Below are 25,303 nucleotides of genomic sequence, written 5' to 3'. Positions count from 1 at the left end.
CGTGTCCGCCATGGTCGATTCCGCTCCCTGGTGTGCCACGCGTGCCTCAGGACAACCCGAGATCGCGGTCGAGAAGGTCGAAGAGCTCCTGGTTGCTGGCCGTCCGCAGCCGGTCGGCCACGTCCTCGCCCGGTTCCGCCGGCTCGTCGGCGCCGAGCCGTTCCAGCAGCCGGTGCAGCCGCATGGTGATCCGCACCCGGCCGAGGTCGTCGCGCTCCCGCAGGGTGAGCGCCTCCTCCAGCCGGTCCAGTTCCTCCACGGTGGGCAGCTCCCGCTCCGAGGACTCGTCGACGAGCTGGGCGCGCAGGTGCTCGGCGAGGGCCTGCGGGGTGGGGTAGTCGAACACCACCGAGCTGGCCGGCGCGAGGCCGGTGAGCCGGGCCAGCCGGCCGCGCAGCTCCACCGCGGTCAGCGAGTCGAACCCGAGGTCCCGGAACGGCCGGTCGGCCTCCAGGGCGTACGGGCTGTCGTGGCCGATCACCTCGGCGGCGGCGGTACGGATCAGGTCGACCAGCAGCCGGTTCTGCTCGGCGGCGGTCAGGTCGGCGAGGCGCTTGCGCAGCTCCGCGAGCGTCTCCGCGCCGCCGGTGTCGGCCGGGTCAGCGCCGGCGGGCGGGGCCGCCACCTCGGGCAGGTCGCCGATCAGCGGTCGGGGCCGGGCGGCGGCGAAGACCGGGGCGAAGCGCGCCCAGTCCACGTCGGCGACGGTGAGCACCGGGTCGTCGCCGGAGATCGCGGCGCGCAGCGCGGCCATCGCCGGTTCCCGGTCGAGCAGCGTGACGCCGCGCCGGCTCATCGCGGTGGCGTGGTCGGCGTCGACCATGCCACCGCCGGCCCACGGTCCCCAGTTGACCGACACCACCCGCGCCGGCCCGGCCGGGCGGGACTGCGCCCAGGCGTCCAGGAACGCGTTGGCGGCGGCGTACGCGCCGTGGTCGCCGACACCCCACGCGGCGGCGATGGAGGAGAAGTAGACGACCAGCTCCAGCGCCGCCGGGTCGAGCAGTTCGTCCAGGTGGCGCGCGCCGGCGGTCTTGCCGGAGACCACGTCGGCGAGTTCGTCGGTGGTGACCGCGCGCACCGGGTTGAGGCGGCCGACGCCGGCGGCGTGCACCACCGCGCGGACCGTCTCGCCGTCGGCGCGCAGCCCGTCGACGAGCGCGGCGACGGCGGTGCGGTCGGCCAGGTCGCAGGCGAGCACCCGGGCCTGCGCGCCGAGGTCGGCCAGCTCGGCCACCGTCTCGGCGACGCCGGGGGCGTCCGGGCCGCGCCGGCTGACCAGGATCAGCGTGCGGGCGCCGTGCCGGGCGAGCCAGCCGGCGGCGTACCGGCCGATGGCGCCGGTGCCGCCGGTGATGAGCACCGTGTCCGGTGACGTCCAGGTCGGGGCGTCCGGCCGGGCCGGGCGCGGCGCCCGGACGAGTCGACGCAGGTGCACGCCGGCCGGGCGGACCGCGAGCTGGTCCTCGCCGTCGGTGTTGGTCAGCGCCCGCAGCAGGTGCTCCCCGGTGGCGGCGTCCAGGTCGGCCGGCAGGTCGAGCAGGCCACCGGCGTGCGCCGGGTGTTCCAGCGCGGTGACCAGCCCGAGGCCCCAGGTGGTGGCCTGCTCCGGCCGGGCGAGCGGGTCACCGGTGCCGGTGCTGACCGCCTGCCGGGTGAGCAGCCACAGCGGCCCGGTCGGCGCGACGTCGGTGACGGCCTGGACCAGCGCGAGGTTGCCGGTGAGACCGGCCGGCACACCCGGGTACGCCGGGTGCGGGCGCTCGTCCAACGCCAGCAGCGACACGATCCGGCCGGGCCCGTCCGGCAGGTCACCGGCCAGGTCGGCGCGGGTCACGGTGGCCGGGTCGACGGTGAGCGTGCGCACCGTGCCGCCGTGCGCGGCGAGCAGCTCGGCGATCCGCTCCGCCGGTTCGGTCGCCGCGTCGGCGGGCGTCACGAGCAGCCAGTCCCCGGTGGCGGGGCCGGCGGTGAGCTGCCGCCGCGGCCAGGTGATCCGGTAGCGCCAGCCGTCGGCGACCGCGTCGGCGCGACGCCGCTGGTGCCAGTCGGCGAGCGTGGGGAGCTGGTCGCGCAGCGGCCGGTCCGGGTCCACGCCGAAGCGGGCCGCCAGGGCGTCGCCGTCGCCGGCGGTGACGACCTGCCAGAACGCGTCGTCGGCGGGGTCGGCGGCGGCCGGGGCGGCGACGCCGACCAGCTCGCCGTCGGCGACCGGCCAGAAGCGCTGGTGGCGGAACGGATAGGTGGGCAGCGCGACCGGGTCGGCGTCGGGCAGCAGTGCCGCCCAGTCCACCGGCGTGCCGTGGCAGTGCAGCCGGGCCAGCGCGCCGAGCAGCGTGGCGACCTCGTCCCGGCCGGGGCGTTGCACGCCGGTGACCAGCGGCCCGCCGTCCGGCAGCAGGTCGGCGGCGAGCGCGGTGAGCACCGTGTCCGGGCCCACCTCCAGCAGCGTGCCGACGCCGAGGTCGCGCAGGTGGGTGACGGTGTCGCCGAAGCGTACCGCCTCCCGGACGTGCCGCACCCAGTAGTCGGGGGTGCGGATCAGGTCGGCGTCGGCGACGCGACCGGTCAGGTTGGACACCAGCGGCACGACCGGCGCGGCGTAGTCCAGGCCGGCGGCGACGGTGGCGAACTCGGCCAGCATCGGCTCCATCAGCGGGCTGTGGAACGCGTGGCTGACGGTGAGCCGCTTGGTGCGTACGCCGAGGGTGGTGAAGTGGTCGGCGAGCGCGGACAGCGCCTCGTCGGCGCCGGCGACCACGACGGCGGCCGGTCCGTTCACGGCGGCGACGGCGGCCCGGTCCGCGTGCCCGGCGAGCGCGTCGGTCACCTCGGCCTCCCCGGCGGCGACGGCGAGCATCCCGCCGCCGGCCGGCAGCGCCTGCATGAGCCGGCCGCGCTGGCCGACGAGCGTGCAGGCGTCCGGCAGCGACAGCACGCCGGCGACGTGCGCGGCGGTGATCTCGCCGACGGAGTGCCCGGCCACCAGGTCGGGGCGGACGCCCCAGTCGGCGAGCTGCCGGTGCAGCGCCACCTCGACGGCGAACAGCCCGGCCTGGGTGAACGCGGTCTGGTCGAGCAGCGCGGCCTCGGCGCTGCCGTCGGGCGCGAACAGCACGCTCTTCAGCGGGCGGGGCAGGTACGCGTCGAGGTACTGGCAGACCTCGTCGAGCGTCTCGGCGAACGCGGGCAGCGCCTGGTACAGCTCGCGGCCCATGCCGGCGTGCTGGGCGCCCTGACCGGAGAAGAGCATGGCGAGCGTGCCGGGGGTGGCCACGTCCCGCCGCACGGCGGGGTGGCTCTCCCCCGCCGCCAGCGCGCGCAGCGCGGCCGACCGGGTGTCCGGGTCGGCGGCCAGCAGCACCGCGCGGTGCCGCAGGTGGGAACGGGCGGTGACGAGCGTCCACGCCACCGCGGCGGCCTCGTCGTCGAGGTCCGTCGCGGCCAGCCGGGCGGCCTGCGCGCGCAGGCTCTCGTCGTCGGCGGCGGAGATCGGCCAGGGCAGCAGCGGCAGCACCGGCCGGGGCGCGGCGTGGTCCGACTCGGCCGGGGTGTCGTCGGCGGGCGGGGCCGCTTCCAGGACGACGTGGGCGTTGGTGCCGCTGACGCCGAACGCGGACACCGCCGCGCGGCGCGGCCGGTCCGTCTCCGGCCAGGGCCGGGCCTCGGTGAGCAGCGCCACGCCGCCGTCGGACCAGTCGACGTGCGGGGTGGGCTCGTCCACGTGCAGCGTGGGCGGGAGCTGGCCGTGCTGGAGCGCCAGCACCATCTTGATCACGCCGGAGACGCCGGCGGCGGCCTGGGTGTGGCCGATGTTCGACTTGACGGAGCCGAGCAGCAGTGGACGGTCGGCGGGGCGGTCCTGCCCGTACGTGGCGAGCAGCGCCTGCGCCTCGATCGGGTCGCCGAGGCGGGTGCCGGTGCCGTGTCCGTCGACCGCGTCCACGTCGGCCGGGGTGAGCCCGGCGTTCGCCAGGGCCTGCCGGATGACCCGCTGCTGGGCGGGGCCGTTGGGGGCGGTCAGGCCGTTGCTCGCGCCGTCCTGGTTGACGGCGGAGCCGCGCACCACGGCCAGCACCCGGCGGCCGTCGCGGCGGGCGTCGGAGAGCCGTTGCAGCAGCACCAGGCCGGCCCCCTCGCCCCAGCCGGTGCCGTCGGCCGAGCCGGCGAACGACTTGCACCGGCCGTCGGCGGCGAGGCCGCGTTGCCGGGCGAACTCCAGGAACGGCCCGGGGGTGGCCATCACGGTGACGCCGCCGGCCATCGCGAGGTCGCACTCGCCGGCGCGCAGCGCCTGCACCGCGAGGTGCAGCGCGACGAGCGACGACGAGCAGGCGGTGTCCACGGTGACGGCGGGGCCCTGCAACCCGAACGTGTAGGACAGCCGGCCGGAGACCACGGCGGCGGCGTTGCCGGTGGCCTGGTAGCCCTCGGTGTCGGCGCGGGCGGCCATCAGCAGCGTGGCGTAGTCCTGCCCGTTGGTGCCGACGAACACGCCGGTGCTGCTCTCCCGCATGTCGGCCGGGGCCAGGCCGGCGCGTTCGAACAGCTCCCAGCCGGTTTCCAGCAGCAGCCGCTGCTGCGGGTCCATCACCAGCGCCTCGCGGGGCGAGATGCCGAACAGGCCGGCGTCGAAGCCGCCGACGTCGGTGACGAAGCCGCCCTCCCGGGCGTACGAGGTGCCGGGCGTGTCCGGGTCGGGGTCGTAGATGGCGTCGAGGTCCCAGCCCCGGTCGGCGGGGAACGGGCCGATCGCGTCGCGGCCCTCGGCGACCAGCCGCCAGAACTCCTCGGGGCTGTCCACGCCGCCCGGGTAGCGGCAGCTCATCGCCACCACGGCGATCGGTTCGTCGAGTGCGGCGACGGCCCGGGTGGGCGTGGGCGCCGCGTCGGTGACGCCGAGGATCCGGTCGGCGAGCCAGCCGGCGAGCAGCGCCGGGGTGGGCCGGTCGAAGACCAGCGTGGCGGGCAGCCGCAGCCCGACCGCCTCGGCGATCCGGTTGCGCATCTCGACCGCGCTGAGCGAGTCGAAGCCGATGTCGCGGAACGGCCGGTCCGCGCCGACCGCCTCGGCGGAGGCGTGGCCGAGCACGGCGGCGGCGTTGCTCCGCACCAGTTCCAGCAGGGCGCGACGGCGGTCCGGTTCGGCCAGGCCGGCGAGCCGGCCGCGCAGCGGGGACGCCTCGGCCGGCTCGTCGTCGCCGCGGGTGGCGGCGAGCAGGCGGGCCACCTCGGGCAGGTCCTCGATCAGCGGGCGTGGGCGGGCCAGCGCGTACGTCTGGTGGAACCGGTCCCAGGCGATGTCCGCGACGGCGAGCGTGACCTCGTCGGTGGCGAGCGCCCGGGCGAGCACGGCGACGGCCAGGTCGGGGCGCATCGGCCGGACGCCGGAGCGGAACATCTGGTCGGCGGCGCCCTCGGTGTCCATCATGCCGCCGCCGTCCCAGGCGCCCCAGGCGACGGCCGTGGCGGGCCGGCCGCGTCGGCGGCGGTCCTCGGCGAGCGCGTCGAGGAACGCGTTGCCGGCGGCGTAGCCGCCCTGGAGGCCGCCGCCCCAGACGCCCGCGCCGGAGGAGAAGAGCACGAACGCGGCGACGTCGTCGCCGAACGTCCGGTCGAGGTTGACCGCGCCGGCCACCTTGGCGTGCAGGCCGTCGGCGAGCGCGGCCAGGTCGGTGCCGTCGAGCGGGCCGGCGTGGGCGACGCCGGCGGCGTGGAAGACCGCGTCGACGCGGACGTCCTGCCCGGCGAGCCGGTCGACCAGGTCGCGCAGCGAGTCGGGGTCGGCGACGTCGCAGGCGGCCACCGTGACGCGGGCGCCGAGCGCGGTCAGCTCCGCCTCCAGCTCGGCGGCGCCGGGGGTGGCCGGGCCCTGCCGGCCGGTGAGCACGAGATGGTCCGCGCCGTCGGTGGCCAGCCAGCGGGCCACGTGCGCGCCGAGCGAGCCGAGCCCGCCGGTGACCAGGACCGTGCCGGCGGGCCGCCAGCCGGTGGTCCCGGGCGGGGTGTCGCCGCCGGCGCGGGCGAGCCGGCGGCCGAACAGCCCGGAGGGACGGACCGCGAGCTGGTCCTCGTGTCCGACGCCGGCCAGCACGGCGGCGAGCCGGCCCCGGGCACGGCGGTCCAGGACGGCCGGCAGGTCGACCAGGCCGCCCCAGCGGTCCGGGTGTTCCAGCGCGGCGACCCGGCCGAGGCCCCAGACCAGGGCCTGCGCGGGGTGGTCGAGCGGGTCGGCGCGGCCGGTGGTGACCGCGCCGCGGGTGGCGCACCACAGCGGCGCGGCGCAGCCGACGTCGCCGAGTGCCTGCACGAGCGCGAGCGTGCCGGCGAGCCCGGCGGGCACGACCGGGCGGTCCGGGTGGCCGGTCTCGTCCAGCGCGAGCAGGGACAGCACGCCGGTGAGCGCGTCGGTGTCGAGCCCGGCGAGCTGCCCGGCGAGGGCCGCCCGGTCCGGGTCGTCGACGGTGACCGGCACGACGCCGGCGCCGGCCTCGCCGAGGGCGGCGACGACCTGACCGACGAGCGGGTCACCGGCGTACGCGGCGGGGGCGACGAGCAGCCAGGTGCCGGTGAGCCGGGCGGATGTCGCGGCGGTGAGCGGCGTCCAACGCACCCGGTACCGCCAGGCGTCCACGGTGGACTCGTCGCGGCGGCGTTGCCGCCACTCGGTGAGCAGCGGCAGCGCCTCGCCGAGCGCCCGGGCGGCGCCGCCGTCGACGTCGAGGGTGGCGGCGAGCGCGTCCGCGTCGGCGCGTTCGACGGCGTCCCAGAACTGCCGGTCGGCCTGGTCCTCGACGGTCGCGACCGGGCCGGTGCGGACCGGCGACTCGGGCCAGTAGCGCTGCCGGTGGAACGCGTACGTGGGCAGCGGCACGGGCGCGGCGGCGCTGACGCCGCAGACCGCGGCCCAGTCCACGCCGACCCCGTGGGTGTGCAGCTCGGCGAGCGCGGTGAGCACGCGCGGCCAGCCGCCGGCGTCGCGGCGCAGCGTGTTCACCACGGCGGCGTCGTGTTCGGCGTCGTCGATGGTCTCCTGCATGCCGAAGCTGAGCACCGGGTGCGGGCCGACCTCCAGGAACACCTGGTGCCCGTCGGCCAGCAGGGTCCGCACGGCCTGCTCGAAGTTCACCGTCTGGCGCAGGTTGCGGTACCAGTAGTCGGCGTCGAGCGTGGTGGTGTCGGTGGGCTGGCCGGTGAGCGCGGAGTAGAACGGCACCTCGGCCGGTCGGGCGGTGATCCCGGCCAGGCTGGCCAGGAGCCGGTCGGCGACCGGTTCGACGTGCGGCGAGTGGGAGGCGTAGTCGACGTCGAGCGGGCGGACCCGCACGTCGTCGGCGGCGCAGGCGGCGACCAGCTCGGCGAGCGCGTCCGGGTCGCCGGCGACCACCACCGAGCCGGGTCCGTTGACCACCGCCAGGCAGAGCCGGCCCGGCCAGCGGTCGAGCATCCGTTCGACCCGCTCGGCGGGCAGGCCGACGGAGGCCATGCCGCCCCGGCCGGCGATGTCGGCGAGCACCTGGCTGCGCAGCGCCACGATCCGGGCGGCGTCCTCGAGGGAGAGCGCGCCGGCCACGCAGGCGGCGGCGATCTCGCCCTGGGAGTGCCCGACGACGGCGCCGGGCCGGACGCCGAGGGAGCGCCAGAGCCGGGCCAGTGAGACCATGACGGCCCAGAGCGCGGGCTGGACGACGCCGGAGGCGACAAGCGGCGGTGCGCCGTCGGCGCCGCGCAGCACGTCGGTCAGCGACCAGTCGACCCAGGGCGTGAGGACGGCTTCGCACTCGGCGATGGACGCGGCGAAGACGGGCGAGGTGTCCAGCAGGTCGACGGCCATGCCGGGCCAGTGGCCGCCGTGGCCGGAGAAGACGAAGACGGGCGCCGGGTTGCGCAGCGCGGTGCCGGTGACCACGGTGGGCACGGTCTCGCCGTCGGCCAGCGCGGTGAGGCCGCGGGTCAGTTCGTCGGCGTCCCGGCCGAGCACGACGGCGCGGTGCGGGAAGGCCGCCCGGCTGCTGGTCAGCGCGTGGGCCACCTCGGCGGGCGCGAACTCGGGGTACGCGGCGAGGTGGGCGCGCAGCCGGACCGCCTGGTCGGGCAGCGCGGCCCGGTCGGCGGCGGAGAGCACGAGCGGGATCACGCCGGCGTCGACGGCGGCGCCGGGCCGGAACTCGGCCGGGGCGGCGGGCGCGGGGGCGTGTTCCAGGATGACGTGGGCGTTGGTGCCGGAGATGCCGAACGACGACACCGCCGCGCGGCGGGGCCGGTCCCGGTCGGGCCACGGCGTGGGGGCGGTGGCGAGGGTGATCGCGCCGGCGGTCCAGTCGACGTGCGGCGACGGCTCGTCCACGTGCAGCGTCGGCGGGACGATGCCGTGGCGCATCGCCAGGACCATCTTGATGATCCCGGCGACCCCGGCCGCGGCCTGGGTGTGGCCGATGTTCGACTTCACCGAGCCGAGCAGCAGCGGCGTCTCGCGGTCCTGCCCGTACGTGGCGAGCAGCGCCTGCGCCTCGATCGGGTCACCGAGCGTGGTGCCGGTGCCGTGCGCCTCGACCGCGTCCACATCCGACGTGGTCAACCGCGCATTCGCCAGGGCCTGCCGGATCACCCGCTGCTGCGACGGACCGTTCGGCGCGGTCAGCCCGTTCGACGCGCCGTCCTGGTTGACCGCGCTGCCCCGCACGACGGCCAGGACGCGGCGGCCCTCGCGTTGCGCGTCGGCGAGTCGCTGCACCAGCAGCACGCCGGTGCCCTCGCCCCAGCCGGTGCCGTCGGCGGACGCGGCGAACGACTTGCAGCGGCCGTCCGGGGACAGACCACGCTGGCGGGAGAACTCGATGAACGTGCCCGGCGTCGCCATCACCGTCACGCCACCGGCCAGGGCCAGATCGCACTCCCCGGACCGCAGCGCCTGCACCGCCAGGTGCAGCGCGACGAGTGACGACGAGCAGGCCGTGTCGACGGTGACGGCGGGGCCTTCCAGCCCGAACGAGTAGGCGACGCGGCCGGAGAGCACGCTGGCCGAGGTGCCGGTGCCGATGTAGCCCTCGACCTCGGCGGGCAGCTCCATCAGGCGGGACGCGTAGTCGTGGTACATGACGCCCGCGAACACCCCGGTACGCGAGCCGCGCAGCCCGGCCGGGTCGAGGCCGGCGGACTCGAACGCCTCCCACGACGTCTCCAGCAGCAGCCGCTGCTGCGGGTCCATGGCCAGGGCCTCACGCGGCGAGATGCCGAAGAAGCCGGGGTCGAAGTCGGGCGCGCCGTAGAGGAAGCCGCCGTGTCGGGTGTAGGAGGTGCCGCTGTGGTCCGGGTCGCTGTCGAACAGCGACTCCAGGTCCCAGCCCCGGTCGGCGGGGAACTCGGAGATGCCGTCGCCACCGGTGGCCAGCAACTCCCAGAGTTGCTCCGGGTTCTCCACCCCGCCGGGATAGCGGCACGCCATGCCGACGATCGCCACCGGCTCGTCCAGGCCGGTGGTGGTGGCCGCCTCCGGGGCGCCGGTGGTGTCGGTGCGGGCGCCGGCCAGTTCGGCGTACACCTGGCCGGCCAGGATCTGCGGCGTCGGGTAGTCGAACACCAGCGTGGACGGCAACCGCAGCCCGGTGGCCGCGTTGACCCGGTTGCGCAGGTCCACCGCGGTCAGCGAGTCGAAGCCCAGTTCCCGGAACGCCCGGTCGGTCGGCACCGCGTCCGCGCCGCCGTGCCCGAGCACCTGTGCCACCAGGCCACGGATCAGCGCGTCGATCTGGTCGCGGGCCTCCTGCGGGTCGAGGCCGGCGAGCCGGTCGGCCCAGTTGCCCCGGCCGGCCTGGCGGCGGGTGGTGACCGGGCCGAGCAGCGCCCGCAGCAGCGACGGCACCCGGCCGCCGACGATCTGGGCCCGCATCGCGGGTACGTCGATGACGGCCGGCACGAGCGTGGCCCGCCCGGCGGTGAGCGCGGTGTCGAACAGTTCCAGGCCGACCTCGGGGCTCATCGTGCCGAGGCCGGCGCGGGTGGAGCGGGCCCGGTCGACGTCGGACTGGGCGGCGGCCATGCCGTCGGTGTCCCACATGCCCCAGGCCAGGCTGACCGCCGGCAGCCCGTCCTGCCGGCGCTGCGTGGCGAGCGCGTCGAGCACACCGTTCGCGGCGGCGTACGCGGCCTGGCCGGGTGAGCCGAGCACCCCGGCGACGGACGAGAACAGCACGAACAGGTCCAGGTCGAGATGCCGGGTGGCCTCGTGCAGCCACCACGCCGCCGCGGCCTTCGGCGCGAGCACGTTCGCCAACCGCTCCGCGCTGATCGACGACACCACCCCGTCGTCCAACACCCCGGCCGTGTGCACCACCCCGGCGAGCCGACCCTCCACACCCGCCACCACACGCGCGACCTGATCCCGATCGGTCACGTCACACGCCACCACCGACACCGACGCACCCAGCCCGGACAACCGCCCGACAAGCGCGTCCGCGCCCGGCGCGGCCGGCCCCTGCCGCGACACCAACACCAGCGACCGCACCCCGTGCCCGGTGACCAGATGCGCCGCCACCAGGGCACCGAGCGAGCCGGTGCCGCCGGTCACCAGCACCGTCCCGGCCCCGACACCCCGGCCACGGTCGGGGTCACCGGCCGTCGCGGCGACGGCCACCGGGGCGGACGCCGTCTCCGTCGCCGGGAGCGCGGCCCGGACCAGGCGCGGCGTCAACACGACGTCGCCGCGTACCGCCACCTGCCCGCCCGTCGCCGGCAGGTCACCCAGCACACCGGCCAGCACCGACAGCACCCCGCCGTCGACGCCCCGATCCAGATCGGCCAACACGATCCGCTCCGGATGCTCCGACTGCGCCGACCGCACCAACCCCCACACCGCCGCACCCGCCAGATCGGTCACCCGATCGTCGCCCGCCGCCACCACCGCACCCCGGGTCACCACCACCAACCGCGACTCGGCAAGCGGCTCCGCCGCCAACCACGCCTGCACCACCGCCAACACATCCGACGCCGCCACCCGCACCGCGTCAGGCACCTCCGCGTCGGACCACCCGACCACCGGCAACACCAGCGTGTGCGGCACCCCCTCCCCCGCGTCGAGCACCGCCGACACGTCCGGATACGACGACAACCCGTCGACGGACGCGCCGAGCACCGCCCAGCCGGCGAGGTCGTCGCCGGCCGGCACCGGCTCCGGCTGCCAGGACACCTCGAACAGGGATCGGGCCGCCGCGCCGGGCGCGGTCAGGCCGGTCATCTCGCGCAGGACCAGGGAGTCCACCGACACGACAGGCGCGCCGGCGTCGTCGGCGGCGACCAGGCGCACCGCAGCGCCGTCGCGGGAGAGCCGCACCCGCAGCGCGGTGGCGCCGACGGCGTGCACCTGCACGCCCTCGAACGCGAACGGCACCCGGGGGCCCCCGCCGTCGGCGGCGAGCAGCAGGCCGATCGGGTGCAGCGCGGCGTCCAGCAGGGCCGGGTGCACCGCGAAGCCGGTGCCGGTGACGTCCTCGGGGAGCGCGACCTCGGCGTACACCTCGCCGTCGCCGGTCCAGGCGCGGCGCAGGCCCCGGAACGCCGGCCCGTACGCCAGGCCGCGTTCGGCCAGCGTGTCGTACCAGCCGTCCAGGTCGACCTCGGTGGCGGTGGTCGGCGGCCAGGCCGGCAGGCCGGGCTCGTCGGCGACGGCCGGTTCGAGCACGCCCTCGGCGTGCCGCACCCAGCCGGCCTCCGGGTCGTCCTCGGCCTGGGCGTGCACGGTCACCGCGCGGGCGCCCGCCTCGTCGGCCGGGCCGACCCGCACCTGCACCCGGACGCCACCGGCGGCGGGCAGCACAAGCGGTGCGGCGATGGCCAGCTCGCGCAGCCGGGACACACCGACCTCGTCACCGGCCCGGACCACCAGCTCGACAAGCGCCGCGCCGGGCAGCACCACCACGTCGCCGACCTGGTGGTCGACCAGCCAGGGGTGGGTGCCGGCGGAGAGCCGGCCGGTGAGCAGCACCATGTCCTCGCCGGCCACGGAGACGGCGGCGCCGAGCAGTGGATGCCCGGCCGCGCCGAGACCGGCGCCGGAGACGTCGGCGAGCCGGCCGACCGGCTCCAGCCAGTACCGCTCGTGGTGGAACGCGTACGTGGGCAGGTCGACCGGGCGGGCGCCGGCGTCGGCGAGCAGGGCGTCCCAGTCGACGGTCAGGCCGGCGGTGTGCAGCCGGGCCAGCGCCTCCAGCACGGCGCGGGGTTCGGGGCGGTCCTTGCGCACCAGCGGCACCAGCACGGCCGCCGGGTCGGCGAGGGCGCCCTCGGCCATCGCGGTGAGCACACCGCTGGGCCCGAGTTCGACGTACGTGCCGACGCCGGCCTCGGCGAGCCGGTCCACCGCGTCGGCGAAGCGCACCGCCTCGCGGACGTGCCGCACCCAGTAGTCGGCGGTGGTGATCTCGTCGGCTTCGGCGATGCGGCCGGTCAGGTTCGACACGATCGGCACGGTGGGCGGGGCGTAGTCGAGGCCGGCGGCGACCGAGGCGAACTCGGCGAGCATCGGTTCCATCAGGGCACTGTGGAACGCGTGGCTGACCCGCAGCCGGTGGGTGGGCGTACCCCGGTCGGCCCAGTGCGCGGCGAGCGCGTCGATCGCCTCGGCGTCACCGGAGACCACCACCGCGGCGGGCCCGTTGACGGCGGCGATGCCGGCCCGTCCGGTCACGTCGGCCAGCGACGCGGTCACGTCGGCCTCGCCGGCTGCCACGGCGAGCATGGCGCCGCCGGCGGGCAGCGCCTGCATGAGCCGGCCGCGCGCGGCGACCAGCCGGGCGGCGTGGGCCAGCGACAGCACGCCGGCGACGTGCGCGGCGGCCAGCTCACCGATCGAGTGGCCGACGAGGTAGTCCGGGGTCAGCCCGAACGAGCGGGCCAGCCGGTGCAGCGCCACCTCGACGGCGAACAGGCCGGCCTGGGTGAACTGGGTCTGGTCCAGCAGGTCACCGGCTTCGAACAGCACCGGCTTGAGCGGTTGCGGCAGCAGCGGGTCGAGGTGCGCGCAGACCTCGTCCAGCGCGGCGGCGAACACCGGGAACGCGTCGTACAGGTCGCGGCCCATGCCGGCGCGTTGCGCGCCCTGCCCGGAGAAGAGGAACGCGACCCGGCCGCGCGGCCCGACGGCGCCGGTGACCACGGTCGGCGTGGGTTCGCCGTCGGCCAGCGCGCGCAACCCGTCGAGCAACTCGTCACGGTCGGCGGCGAGCACCACGGCCCGCGCGTCCAGGTTGGCGCGGCGGCGGGCGGCGGCGGCCCAGTCGACCGGCCGGGCGTCGGCGGCCACGTGGTCGGCCCAGCGGCGGGCCTGCGCGGCGAGCGCCTCGGGGTCGCGGGCGGAGAGCAGCACCGGCGCCAGCGGCGGCGGCGTGCCGGGCGTGGGCTCGGGCTCGTCGACGGCCGGCGGCTGCTCCACGATGACGTGCGCGTTGGTGCCGCTGATGCCGAACGACGACACCGCCGCCCGCCGTGGCCGGTCCGACTCCGGCCAGGGCCGCGCCTCGGTGAGCAGGGTGACCGCGCCGGCCGACCAGTCGATGTGCGGGGACGGCTCGTCCACGTGCAGCGTGCGGGGCAGCACGCCGTGCCGCATCGCCTGGACCATCTTGATGATGCCGGCGGCGCCGGCCGCGGCCTGGGTGTGGCCCAGGTTCGACTTGACCGAGCCCAGCCAGAGCGGGTCGCGCCCGTCGCGGTCCTGCCCGTACGTGGCGAGCAGCGCCTGCGCCTCGATCGGGTCACCGAGCGTGGTGCCGGTGCCGTGCGCCTCGACCACGTCCACGTCGGCCGGGGACAGCCGCGCGTTGGCGAGGGCCTGCCGGATGACGCGTTCCTGGCTGGGGCCGTTCGGGGTGGTGAGGCCGCTGCTGGCGCCGTCCTGGTTGACCGCGCTGCCCCGGATGATGCCGTGGATGCGGCGGCCGTCGCGTTGCGCGTCGGAGAGGCGTTGCAGCAGCAGCATGCCGACGCCCTCGGCCCAGCCGGTGCCGTCGGCGGCGGCGGCGAACGACTTGCACCGCCCGTCGGCGGCCAGCCCGCGCTGCCGGGAGAACTCGGCGAACACGCCGGGGGTGGAGAGCACGGTGACGCCACCGGCGAGGGCCAGGTCGCAGTCGCGCTGGCGCAGCGCCTGCACGGCGAGGTGCACCGCGACCAGCGACGAGGAGCACGCGGTGTCGATGGTGACGGCCGGGCCCTCCAGCCCGAACGTGTACGCGACGCGTCCGGACACCACGCTGCCGGAGTTGCCGGTGCCGAGGTAGCCCTCCACGCCCTCCGGCAGGTCCAGCACCCGGGACGCGTAGTCGTGGTACATCACGCCGGCGAACACGCCGGTCCGGCTGCCGCGCAGCCGGTGCGCGTCCAGCCCGGCGGACTCGAACGCCTCCCAGGTGCTCTCCAGCAGCAGCCGCTGCTGCGGGTCCATGGCGAGCGCCTCGCGCGGCGAGATGCCGAAGAACGCCGGGTCGAACTCGGTGGCCTCGTAGAGGAAGCCACCCTTGTCGGTGTACGACGTGCCCGGGTTGTCCGGGTCGACGGAGAAGAGCCGTTCCAGGTCCCAGCCCCGGTCGGTCGGGAAGTCGCCCACCCCGTCGCGGCCGTCGGCGACGAGCTGCCACAGCTCGTCCGGGCCGTGCACGCCGCCCGGGTAGCGGCAGGCCATGCCCACGATGGCCATCGGCTCGCGGTCCTTGGCCTCCACCTCGCGGGCGCGCCGCCGCGCCTCGCGCAGGTCGGTGGTGGCGCGGCGGAGGTAGTCGAGGAACTCTGCCTCAGTGGGCATCGGGGCGCTCCGTATCGGGATCAGAGGTCCGGGGCATCTCAGGCGGTTCCGAGTTCGTCGTCGAGGAGGTGGAACAGTTCCTCGGCGCTGGCGGAGCTGAGGTTGCCGTCACCCGCGGCGGGGTCGTCGGCGCCGCCGTCGGCGTACGTCCAGAGCGACAGCAGTTCGCGCAGCCGGACGGCGACGGCGGCGCGGTCGGTGTCGTCGTCGGCGATGGCGCGCATCGCGGTCTCCAGCTTGTTCAGCTCGCCGAGCACGGTCAGCGCGGAGGTGCTCCGCTCGGCGAGCAGCGCGCCGCGCAGGTGCGTGACCATCGCGGCGGTGGTGGGCCGGTCGTAGATCAGCGTGGACGGCAGGCGCAGCCCGGTGGCGGCGCTGAGCCGGTTGCGGAACTCGACGGCGGTCAGCGAGTCGAAGCCCAGCTCGACGAAGCCCTTCTCCTCGTCCACGTCGCGGATCGAGGCGTAGCCGAGCACCGCCGCCGCGTGCGTGCGGACCAGGTCGGAGAGCACCCGGTCGCGGTCCGCCTCGGCGGTGGCGGCGAGCGTGTCGCGCAGCGCCGCCGCCGCGTCGCCGGCCGGGGCCGTGGCCGGCCCGGCGCCGACGGTGGTACGGACCAGGCCGTGCAACAGCCGGGGCAGCGCCGGGCCGAGCCGGCCGAGCACCGCGTGGTCCAGGCTGACCGGTGCGATCGCCGGTTCGTCGTGGCGCAGTCCCTCGCTGAACAGCGCCATGCCCTCGTCCGGGCCGAGCGGCCGGAAGCCGGCCCGGCTCATCCGCTGCTCGTCGACGTGGCCCTGCGGCCCGCCGGGCTCGGCCGGGTTGGCCCACGGCCCCCACGCCATGGACGTGACGGCGAGGCCGCGCGCCCGGCGGTGGTGGGCGAGCCCGTCGAGGAAGGCGTTCGCAGCGGCGTGGTTGGCCTGGCCGGGCCCGCCGAACAGGCCGGCGGAGGAGGAGAACAACACGAACGCGGCGAGGTCCAGCTTCTCGGTCAGCTCGTGCAGGTGCCAGGCGGCGTCCACCTTGGGCGTGAGGACGGTGTCGAACCGGGCCGGCGTGAGCGCGGGCAGCACGCCGTCGTCGAGGACGCCGGCGGCGTGCACCACGCCGACCAGCGGCCGGTCGGCGGGGATCTCGTCGAGCAGCACGGCGAGCGCGTCCCGGTCGCTGACGTCGACGGCGACGACCTGCGCGGCGGCGCCGAGCGCGGTCAGCTCGGCGACCAGGTCGGCCGCGCCGGGCGCGTCCGGGCCGCTACGGCTGGCCAGCAGCAGGCGCGGCACGCCGTGCCGGGTGACCAGGTGGCGGGCGACGAGGCGGCCGAGCGCGCCGGTGGCGCCGGTGACCAGCACGGTGCCGGCGGACAGCTCCGGTTCGGGCCGCTCCGGCGGCGGGCCGAGGCGGACCAGCCGGGGCACCCGGATCTGGCCGGCGCGCAGCGCGAGCTGCGGTTCGCCGGTGCCGAGCGCGGCCGGCAGCGCCACCGGGGAGCGGGCGTCGTCGTCGAGGTCGAGCAGCACGAAGCGGCCCGGGTTCTCGGACTGCGCGGAGCGGATCAGGCCCCACGCGGCGGCGGCCGGCAGGTCGGTGGGGCGGTCGCCGGGTTCGGCGCGGACCGCGTTGCGGGTGACCACGACCAGCGGGATGTCGGTGAGCGGTTCGCGGGTGAGCCAGTCCTGCGCCAGCGCCAGCGTCTCGTGGGTGAGTAGGTGCGCGGCACGGGCCGGGTCGGGTTCGTCGGCGCGCTGCCCGGTGACGGTGGCGACGACCGCGTCGGGCCGGGCCGCGCCGCCGGTCACGGCCGCGACCAGCCCGTCCAGGTCCGGGTACGCCTCGACGCCGGGCCACTCGTCGGCGTCGCCGAGCACGGCGAGGCGGGACGGGCGGCGGTCGCCCGGTTCGGGGCTGATCCAGTCGAGGCGGTGCAGGGACCGGGCGGCGGCGCGGCGGGCGGTGTCGAGCTGGTCGGCGCTGATCGGGCGCAGCACGAGCGCGTCGAGGGAGGCGACCGGCACGCCACCGGTGTCGGTGACGGTGGCGGCGACCGCGCCGTCGGTGGGGGTGAGCCGGACCCGCAGTTCCCGGGCCCGGGTGGGCTGGATCGCGAGCCCGGTCCAGGAGAACGGCAGCCCGGGGGCCGCGGTCGGCGTGGTCGCGGCGTCTCCGGCCGGCGCGGTCGTGGTGGCGCGGTGCAGCGCGTCGGCGCCGATGGTGTGCAGCGCGGCGTCGAGCAGCGCCGGGTGCAGCGTGAACGGGTCGGCGGGGGCGTCGGTGTCGAGCGCCACCTCGGCGAGGAGGTCGTCGCCGCTGCGCCAGGCGGCGCGCAGCGCCTGGAACGTCGGGCCGTAGCCGTAGCCCTGCGTGGTGAGGTGCGGGTAGAGCGCGTCCAGGGGGATCGGCTCGGCGTCGGCGGGTGGCCACGCCCCGCCGGCGGCCACGGTGACCGGGCGGGTGGGGGCGAGCAGGCCGGTGGCGTGCCGCTGCCAGGTGCGGCCGGCGCCCGGGGTGTCGCCGTCGTCGTCGAGGTGGGAGTGGACGGTGACCGGCCGGCAGCCGTCGTCGTCGACGGCGCCGACGCGGACCCGCAGGTCGACGCCGCCGGTGGGCGGGACGACGAGCGGCGCTTCCAGGACCAGTTCGGTGACGTGGGCGGTGTCGACGGCGCGTCCGCTCCAGGACGCCAGCTCCACCAGGGCGGTGCCGGGGAGCAGGACGGTGCCGAGCACGGCGTGGTCGGCCAGCCAGGGGTGGGTGGCCAGGGTGAGCCGGCCGGTGAACAGCAGGCCCTCGTCGCCGGGCAGGTCGGCCACGGCGTGCAGCAGCGGGTGGTCGACCGCGTCGAGGCCGGCGGCGGGCAGCCCGACCGGGCCGGAGCCGCCGCGCGCCAGCCAGTACCGGTCCCGCGCGAACGGGTAGGTGGGCAGGTCGACGGTGGTCGCGGGGGTGAGGACGCGGGTCAGGTCGACGGGCAGGCCGAGGGTGTGCGCGACCGCGAGGCTGGTCAGCAGCCGGGTCGCGTCGTCGTCACCGCGGCGCAGCGTGGACAGCGTGTGCCCCGCCGTGTCGGTGTCGTCGAGGATCGCCGTCACCGGCATCGTGAGCACCGGATGCGCCGACACCTCCACGAACGTGCGGTGCCCGGCCCCGAGCGCGGTCCGCACCGCCTGCTCGAAACGCACCGGCTGCCGCAGATTCGTGAACCAGTACCCCCCGTCCATGCTCTCGGGGTCGGCCCAGTCCCCCGTCACCGTCGACACCATCCGGACCTGACCCGGCTGCGGAACCAGCCCCGCCAGGTCGGTGAGCATCCGCTCGCGGACCCGCTCCACACCCGGGTTGTGCGAGGCGTAGTTGAACGGCACCGGCTTCGCCCGCACCCCCTCGCCCTCCCACCGCTGACGCAACTCCGCCAGGGTGTCCGGCGGACCGGACACCACCACCTGCCCGGGACCGTTGAGCACCGCCACCACCGTGCCGGGCACACCCTCGATCCGCGCCTGCACCTCGTCCACAGGCAGATCCACCGCCAACATCCCGCCGGAACCCGCCAGAGTGGCCAGCGACCGGGCCCGCAAAATGACGGCCTTCGCCGCGTCATCGAGTGACAGCACCCCGGCCACGCACGCGGCGGCCATCTCCCCCTGCGAATGACCGATCACCAACGACGGCTCCACCCCGGCAGCCCGCCACACCTCGGCCAGACACACACCGACCGCGAACAACACCGGCTGCAAGATCTCCACCCGGTCCAACCAGGCGTCGTCGTCACCGGTCAACACCGACACGAGATCCACATCCAGCAACGGCGCGAACGCCCGCTGACACTCCGCAAGACGCGCATCGAACGGCGCACACCGACCCACCAGACCAGCCGCCATCCGCACCGACTGACCACCCTGACCCGGAAACACGAACACCGGACCCGGATCGTGCTCGACGCTGGTGCCGGTCACGACATTCGCCGCCGGCGCACCGGAGGCGAGGGCGTCCAGGCCGGCCAGCAGGTCGTCGCGGTCGGTGCCCACGACCGCGGCGCGCTGGTCGAGCGCGGCGCGGGTGGTCGCGAGGGACCAGGCCACCGCCGCGGGCGGCTGGTCCGGGTGTGCGCGGACGTGCCGGGCGAGGCGTTCCGCCTGGCTGGTCAGTGCGGCGGTCGAGCGGGCGGACAGCGGCCAGAGCACCGCGTCGGTCCGGACCAGCGCGGGCGCGGGCGCGTCGGGTTGCCCGGTGACCACGTGCGCGTCGGGCGCCTCGATGACCACGTGGGCGTTGGTGCCGGAGATGCCGAACGACGACACCGCCGCCCGACGCGGCCGGTCCACGACCGGCCAGGGACGCGCCGACGTGACGAGGTCCACGGCGCCGGCCGACCAGTCGATGTGCGGCGACGGCTCGTCCACGTGCAGCGTGGCCGGCACGGTCGCGTGGCGCATCGCGAGAATCATCTTGATCACGCCGGCGACGCCGGCGGCGGCCTGCGCGTGGCCCATGTTGGACTTGATCGAGCCGAGCAGCAGCGGCGTCTCCCGATCCTGCCCGTACGTGGCCAGCAACGCCTGCGCCTCGATCGGGTCACCCAGCGTGGTGCCGGTGCCGTGCGCCTCCACCACGTCCACGTCCGACGTGGACAGCCCCGCGTCCGCCAACGCGGCCCGGATCACCCGCTGCTGCGACGGGCCGTTCGGCGCGGTCAGCCCGTTCGACGCGCCGTCGGAGTTGACGGCCGAGCCGCGGACCAGCGCGAGCACCCGGTGGCCGTGCCGGCGGGCGTCGGAGAGCCGTTCCACAAGCAGCATGCCGACGCCCTCGGACCAGCCGGTGCCGTCGGCGGCGGCGGCGAACGACTTGCACCGCCCGTCGCCGGCCAGCCCGCCCTGGCGGGAGAACTCGGCGAACGTGTCCGGCGTGGCCATCACCGCGACCCCGCCGGCCAGCGCCAGGTCGCACTCGCCCCGGCGCAGCGACTCCCCGGCCAGGTGCAGCGCGACAAGCGACGACGAGCAGGCGGTGTCCACGGTGACGGCCGGCCCTTCGAGGCCGAGCGTGTACGCGACCCGCCCGGAGATGACGCTGTGCGCCCCACCGGTCATCAGGTAGCCCTCGGTGCCCTCCGGCACCTCGGTCAGCCCGGTGCCGTAGCCGGAGGTGGACGCGCCGACGAACACCCCGGTACGGCTGCCGGACAGGCCGGTCGGGTCCACGCCGGCCCGTTCCAGCACCTCCCAGGCGGCCTCCAGGGTGAGCCGCTGCTGCGGGTCCATGGCGAGCGCCTCGCGCGGCGAGATGCCGAAGAACGCCGGGTCGAAGCCGGTCGCCTCGGGCAGGAACCCGCCGGCCGGCGTGTAGCCGCTGTCCGGCGCCGGCACGGCCCAGCCCCGGTCGGTGGGGAAGCCGCCGATCGCGTCGACGCCGTCGGCGACGAGGCGCCACAGCTCCTCCGGGCCGTCCACGCCGCCCGGGTAACGGCAGGCCATGCCGACCACCGCGATCGGCTCGTCCGCGCCGGCGGTGACGGTCGGCACGGCCGGCGCGGCGGCGTCCGCGCCGAACGCGGTGACCCGCAGGTGCCGGGCCAACTCGGCCGGGGTGGGGTGGTCGAAGACCAGGGTGGACGGCAGGCGCAGGCCGGTGGCCTCGTTCAGCCGGGTCCGCAGGTCCACCGCGGTGAGCGAGTCGAAGCCGAGGTCCTTGAACGGTCGGCCGCGCAGGTCGTCGGCGGTGGCGTGGCCGAGGACCCGGGCGGTCTGCTCGTCGACCAGCCGCAGCAGCTCCCGCTCCTGCTCGGCCTCGGGCCGGCCGGCGAGGTGGCGCAGCGCCTCGGTGACGCCGGCCGGCGCGGCGGCGTCCCGGGCCGCCTCGGCCTCGGTCAACGCGCGGACCTGCGGCAGGTCGGACAGCAGCGGGCTGGGCCGGGTGAGCGTGAACGCCGGGTGGAAGCGGCTCCAGTCGACGTCGGCGACCGTGACGCCGGCGGTGGGCCGGTCCAGCGCCCGGTCCAGCGCCACCAGGGCCCGCGCCGGGTCGATGGTGGGCAGACCCATCCGGTGCAGTTGTTCGGTGGCGGTGTTCTTCGCGGCCATGCCGTCGGCGCCGCCCCACGCGGTCCAGGCGACGGCGGTGGCGGTGAGCCCTCGGTCGCGGCGGTGCACCGCGAGCGCGTCGAGCAGCGAGTTGCCCGCGCCGTACGCGCACTGGCCGGCGCTGCCCCAGGTGCCGGAGACGGAGGAGAAGAGCAGGAACGCGGCCAACGGCCGGTCGGCGAGGCACTCGTCGAGGTGCAGCGCGCCGAGCACCTTGCCGGCGACGACGTGCGCGAACTCGTCGAGCGTGGTGCCGGTCAGCGGGGTGAGCTGGTCGGTGCCGGCGGCGTGCACCACCGCGGTCAGGTCGGGCAGCGAGTCGAGCAGCGCGGCGACCGCCGTACGGTCGGTCATGTCGCAGGCGGCGGCGGTGACCCGGCCGTCCGCGCCGTGCTCGGCGAGCAGCGGGGCCAGGCCGGGGGTGTCGGCGCCGCGCCGGCCGGCCAGCACGACCCGCCGGGCGCCGCGCTCCAGCAGCCAGCGGGTGACGTGTCCGCCGAGCGCGCCGGTGCCGCCGGTGACCAGGACGGTCGCGTCGGTCCAGCGGTCGCCGGTCGGCTGCTCCGGCGCGGGGGCGGGGACGAGCCGCCGGCCCCAGACGCCGCCGGCGCGGACCGCGACCTGGTCCTCGCCGCTGCCGCCGGCGAGCACGGCGGCGAGGCGGCGGCGGACCGCGTCGTCGGGCGTGGCCGGCAGGTCGATCAGGCCGCCCCACCGGTGCGGCTGTTCCACGGCGGCGGCCCGGCCGAGGCCCCAGACCAGGTTCTGCACCGGGTCGGTGAGCCGGTCGGCGGGTCCGGCCTTGACCGCGCCGCTGGTCAGGCACCAGACGGGCGCGGGAAGGTCGAGGTCGGTCAGCGCCTGGAGCAGCACCAGCGTGGTGGCGGCGGCGACGCTGACGCCGGGGTGCTCGGGCAGCAGCCGGTCCTGGCCGGCGACCAGGTGCAGCACGCCGGCCACCGGCGCGTCACCGAGCGCGGCGCGCAGCCGGTCGGCGAGCGCCGTACGGTCCAGGTCGTCGGCGCCGAGGCGCAGCACTGTCGCGTCGTCGACGAGCGCGGGCAGGTCGTCGGCCCAGCCGGGAGGGGCGTCCGCGGGCAGCAGCACCAGCCAGCGGCCCGTCGGCCGGTCACCCTCGGCGACCGCTACCGGTTGCCACCGCACCTGGTACGACCAGCCGTCCACCACGGATCGGTCGTGCCGGCCGCGACGCCAGGCGGAGAGCACCGGCAACGCGGGGCGCAGCGTCTCCACCGGGTCACCGCCGGCGGCGGCGCCGAGCTGGTCGCGCAGCGCGTCGATGTCGGCGCGTTCCACGGCGGCCCAGAACTCGGCGTCCGCGCCGCTCGCCTCGACGGCGGGGGCGGCGGCCGGCGGCTCGGGCCAGAACCGCTGACGGTGGAACGCGTACCCGGGCAGCCGGACCCGGTGCGGGTCGGTGCCGGCGAACAGCTCCCGCCAGCCGACCGGGACGCCGGCGACGTGCAGTTCGGCGAGCGCGGTGAGCAGCGCCTCCGGTTCCGGGCGGTCCCGGCGCAGCAGCGCCACGGCGGTGGCGTCCGGGCCGGTCAGCTCCCGGGTCAGCGCGGTCAGCACGCCGCTCGGCCCGACCTCCAGGAACGTGCCGGCGCCGAGCGCGCGCAGCCGGGTCACGCCGTCGGCGAAGCGGACCGTCTCCCGGACGTGCCGCACCCAGTACGCGGGGGTGCGGATCTCGTCCGGGTCGACAGGCTCGCCGGTCAGGTTGGACACGATCGGCAGCGTCGGCGCGTGCCGCTCCAGCCGTTCGACCACGGCGGCGAACGCGGCGAGCATCGGCTCCATCAGCGGGCTGTGGAACGCGTGGCTGACGGTGAGGCGCTTGGTGCGTACCCCCTGGGTGGCGGCGCGGCGCTCGACGTCGGTGATCGCGTCGGCGGCGCCGGATACCACGACGGCGGCCGGTCCGTTGACGGCGGCGACGCCGATCGGCCCGTCGACGTCGGTGAGGAGCGCCTCGACGTCGGCGGGCGCGGCGGCCACGGAGAGCATCGCGCCGCCGGCCGGCAGCTCCTGCATGAGCCGGCCGCGCGCGGCGACCAGCGTGGCGGCGTCGGCGAGGCTGAACACGCCGGCCACGTGCGCGGCGACCACCTCGCCGATGGAGTGGCCGGCGAGCAGGTCCGGCAGTACGCCCCACGAGTCCAGCAGCCGGCACAGCGCCACCTCGACGGCGAAGAGCGCGGCCTGGGTGTACTCGGTCCGGTCGAGCAGCGCGGCGTCGGCGGTGCCGGGTTCGGCGGCGAGGATCGGCCCGAGCGGGCGGGGCAGGTGCCTGTCGAGTTCGCGGCAGACCTCGGTGAGCGCGTCGGCGTAGGCGGGGAACGCGGCGGCCAGTTCCCGGCCCATCCCGGCGCGCTGCGCGCCCTGCCCGCTGAACAGGAACGCCACCTGCCCGCCGCGTGGGCCGGCACCGGTGACCAGGCCGGACGCGGTGTCACCGGCGGCCAGGGCACGCAGGGAGTCGCGCAGCGCGTCGCGGTCCGGCGCGAGGACCACGGCCCGGTGGTCGAGCGCGCCCCGGGTGGTGACCGACGACCAGCCGATGTCGGTGACGGGGGCGTCGTCGGTGGCGAGCCAGTCGGCCCAGCGGGCGGCCTGGGCGGCCAGCCCGGCGGCGTCGCGCGCGGAGAGCAGCACCGGCACCAGGCCGGCGGCCACCACCGGCGCCGGACCGGCCACCGACGCGGCGTGCGTCGACGCGACGGCGGCGTGCGGCGTGGCGGCAGTCGGCGAGGTGGCGGCGCCCGACGTGGCGGCGGCGCCGGCGTCCGGGGTCGCCGGGGTGGCGGTGGCCGGCTCCGGCGGCGGTGGGGCCTCCTCGACGATCACGTGGGCGTTGGTGCCGCTCATCCCGAACGAGGAGACACCGGCCCGGCGGGGCTGCTCCCCCGGCGGCCAGGGCAGCGGCTCGCTGAGCAGCGACACCGCGCCGGCGGACCAGTCGACGTGCGGGGTGGGCGCGTCCACGTGCAGCGTGGCGGGCAGCCGGTCGTGCCGCAGCGCCATGACCATCTTGATCACACCGGCGACGCCGGCGGCGGCCTGGGTGTGGCCGATGTTCGACTTCACCGACCCGAGCCGCAGCGGCCGGTCGGCCGGCCGGCCCTGCCCGTACGTGGCGAGCAGCGCGGTGGCCTCGATCGGGTCGCCGAGGTTGGTGCCGGTGCCGTGCGCCTCCACGGCGTCGACCTGCTCCGGGGCGAGCCGGGCGCTGGCCAGCGCCTGGAGCACCACCCGCTGCTGGGAGGGGCCGTTGGGGGCGGTGAGCCCGTTGGACGCGCCGTCCTGGTTGACCGCGCTGCCCCGGATCACGGCGAGGACGGGGTGGCCGTTGCGGCGGGCGTCGGAGAGCCGCTCCAGCAGCAGCACGCCGACGCCCTCGCCCCAGGCGGTCCCGTCGGCGGCGGCGGCGAACGCCTTGACCCGGCCGTCGGCGGCCAGCCCGCGCTGGCGGCTGAACCCGACGAACGCGGCCGGGGTGGACATGACGGTGGCGCCGCCGGCGAGCGCGAGCGTGCACTCGCCCTGCCGCAGCGCCTGGCCGGCGAGGTGCATCGCGACGAGCGACGACGAACACGCGGTGTCGACGGAGACGGCCGGTCCCTCGATGCCCAGCACGTACGAGATGCGGCCGGAGACGACGCTGGCGGCGGTGCCGGTGAGCACGTACCCCTCGACGCCGGGCGGGGGCGTCTGGAGCAGCGCCGCGTAGTCCTGACCGGTGGTGCTGGCGAACACGCCGACCTGGTGGCCGCGCAGCGTCGCCGGGTCGATGCCGGCGTGCTCGAACGCCTCCCACGACGTCTCCAGCAGCAGCCGCTGCTGCGGGTCCATGCCCAGCGCCTCGCGGGGTGAGATGCCGAAGAAGCCGGCGTCGAACTCGGTGGCCGAGTCCAGGAAGCCGCCCTCACCGACGTAGGAGGTGCCGGGGTGGTCGGGGTCCGGGTGGATGAGCCGCTCCAGGTCCCAGCCACGGTCGGTGGGGAACGCCGAGACCGCGTCGGTGCCGCTGTCGACCAGCCGCCACAGGTCCTCCGGGGAGCGCACCCCGCCGGGGAACCGGCAGCCGATGCCGACGACGGCGATGGGCTCGCGGTTCGCGGCCTCCAGCTCGCCGAGCTTCCGCCGGGTCTGGTGCAGGTCGGCGGTCATCCATTTCAGATATTCCCGGAGGGTGTCCTCAGTCGCCATCAGCGCCACCTTTTCGGGCCGGAACAACAGGCGACCCAATACCGTTCGGCGCGATCACGAATTGCGTTGACCAGCGCCCACCAGGTCTCACTTACGGTGAGGAAGGTAATTGCCTGGCCAGACACGTCACAACCCCTAGCCCGCCCCTAGGGCCGCCCCTAGCAGGGACGCCGCCGCGAGGTGCGCAGGCTGG

The 25,303-nt window shown here is 76.7% G+C and carries 2 protein-coding genes; both read right to left on the bottom strand.

Translation table 11 applies throughout. The features are described 5' to 3' along the window. Positions 1-46: 46 nt before the first annotated feature. Positions 47-14,809 (bottom strand): type I polyketide synthase, encoded by a 14,763-nt coding sequence (locus tag TPA0908_RS22500; protein ID WP_458575197.1) that lies wholly within the window; start codon positions 14,807-14,809, stop codon positions 47-49. 23 nt (positions 14,810-14,832) lie between these two features. After that, entirely contained in the window at positions 14,833-25,110 is a 10,278-nt protein-coding gene (locus tag TPA0908_RS22495) for a type I polyketide synthase (RefSeq protein ID WP_281940967.1), read from the bottom strand. Positions 25,111-25,303 lie beyond the last annotated feature (193 nt).

The sequence above is a fragment of the Micromonospora sp. AKA38 genome (assembly GCF_027925725.1).
In the GTDB taxonomy this organism is placed as follows: Bacteria; Actinomycetota; Actinomycetes; order Mycobacteriales; family Micromonosporaceae; genus Micromonospora.
Note: the sequence above shows the minus strand (reverse complement) of the source record. Positions and strands in the feature narration are given on the sequence as shown.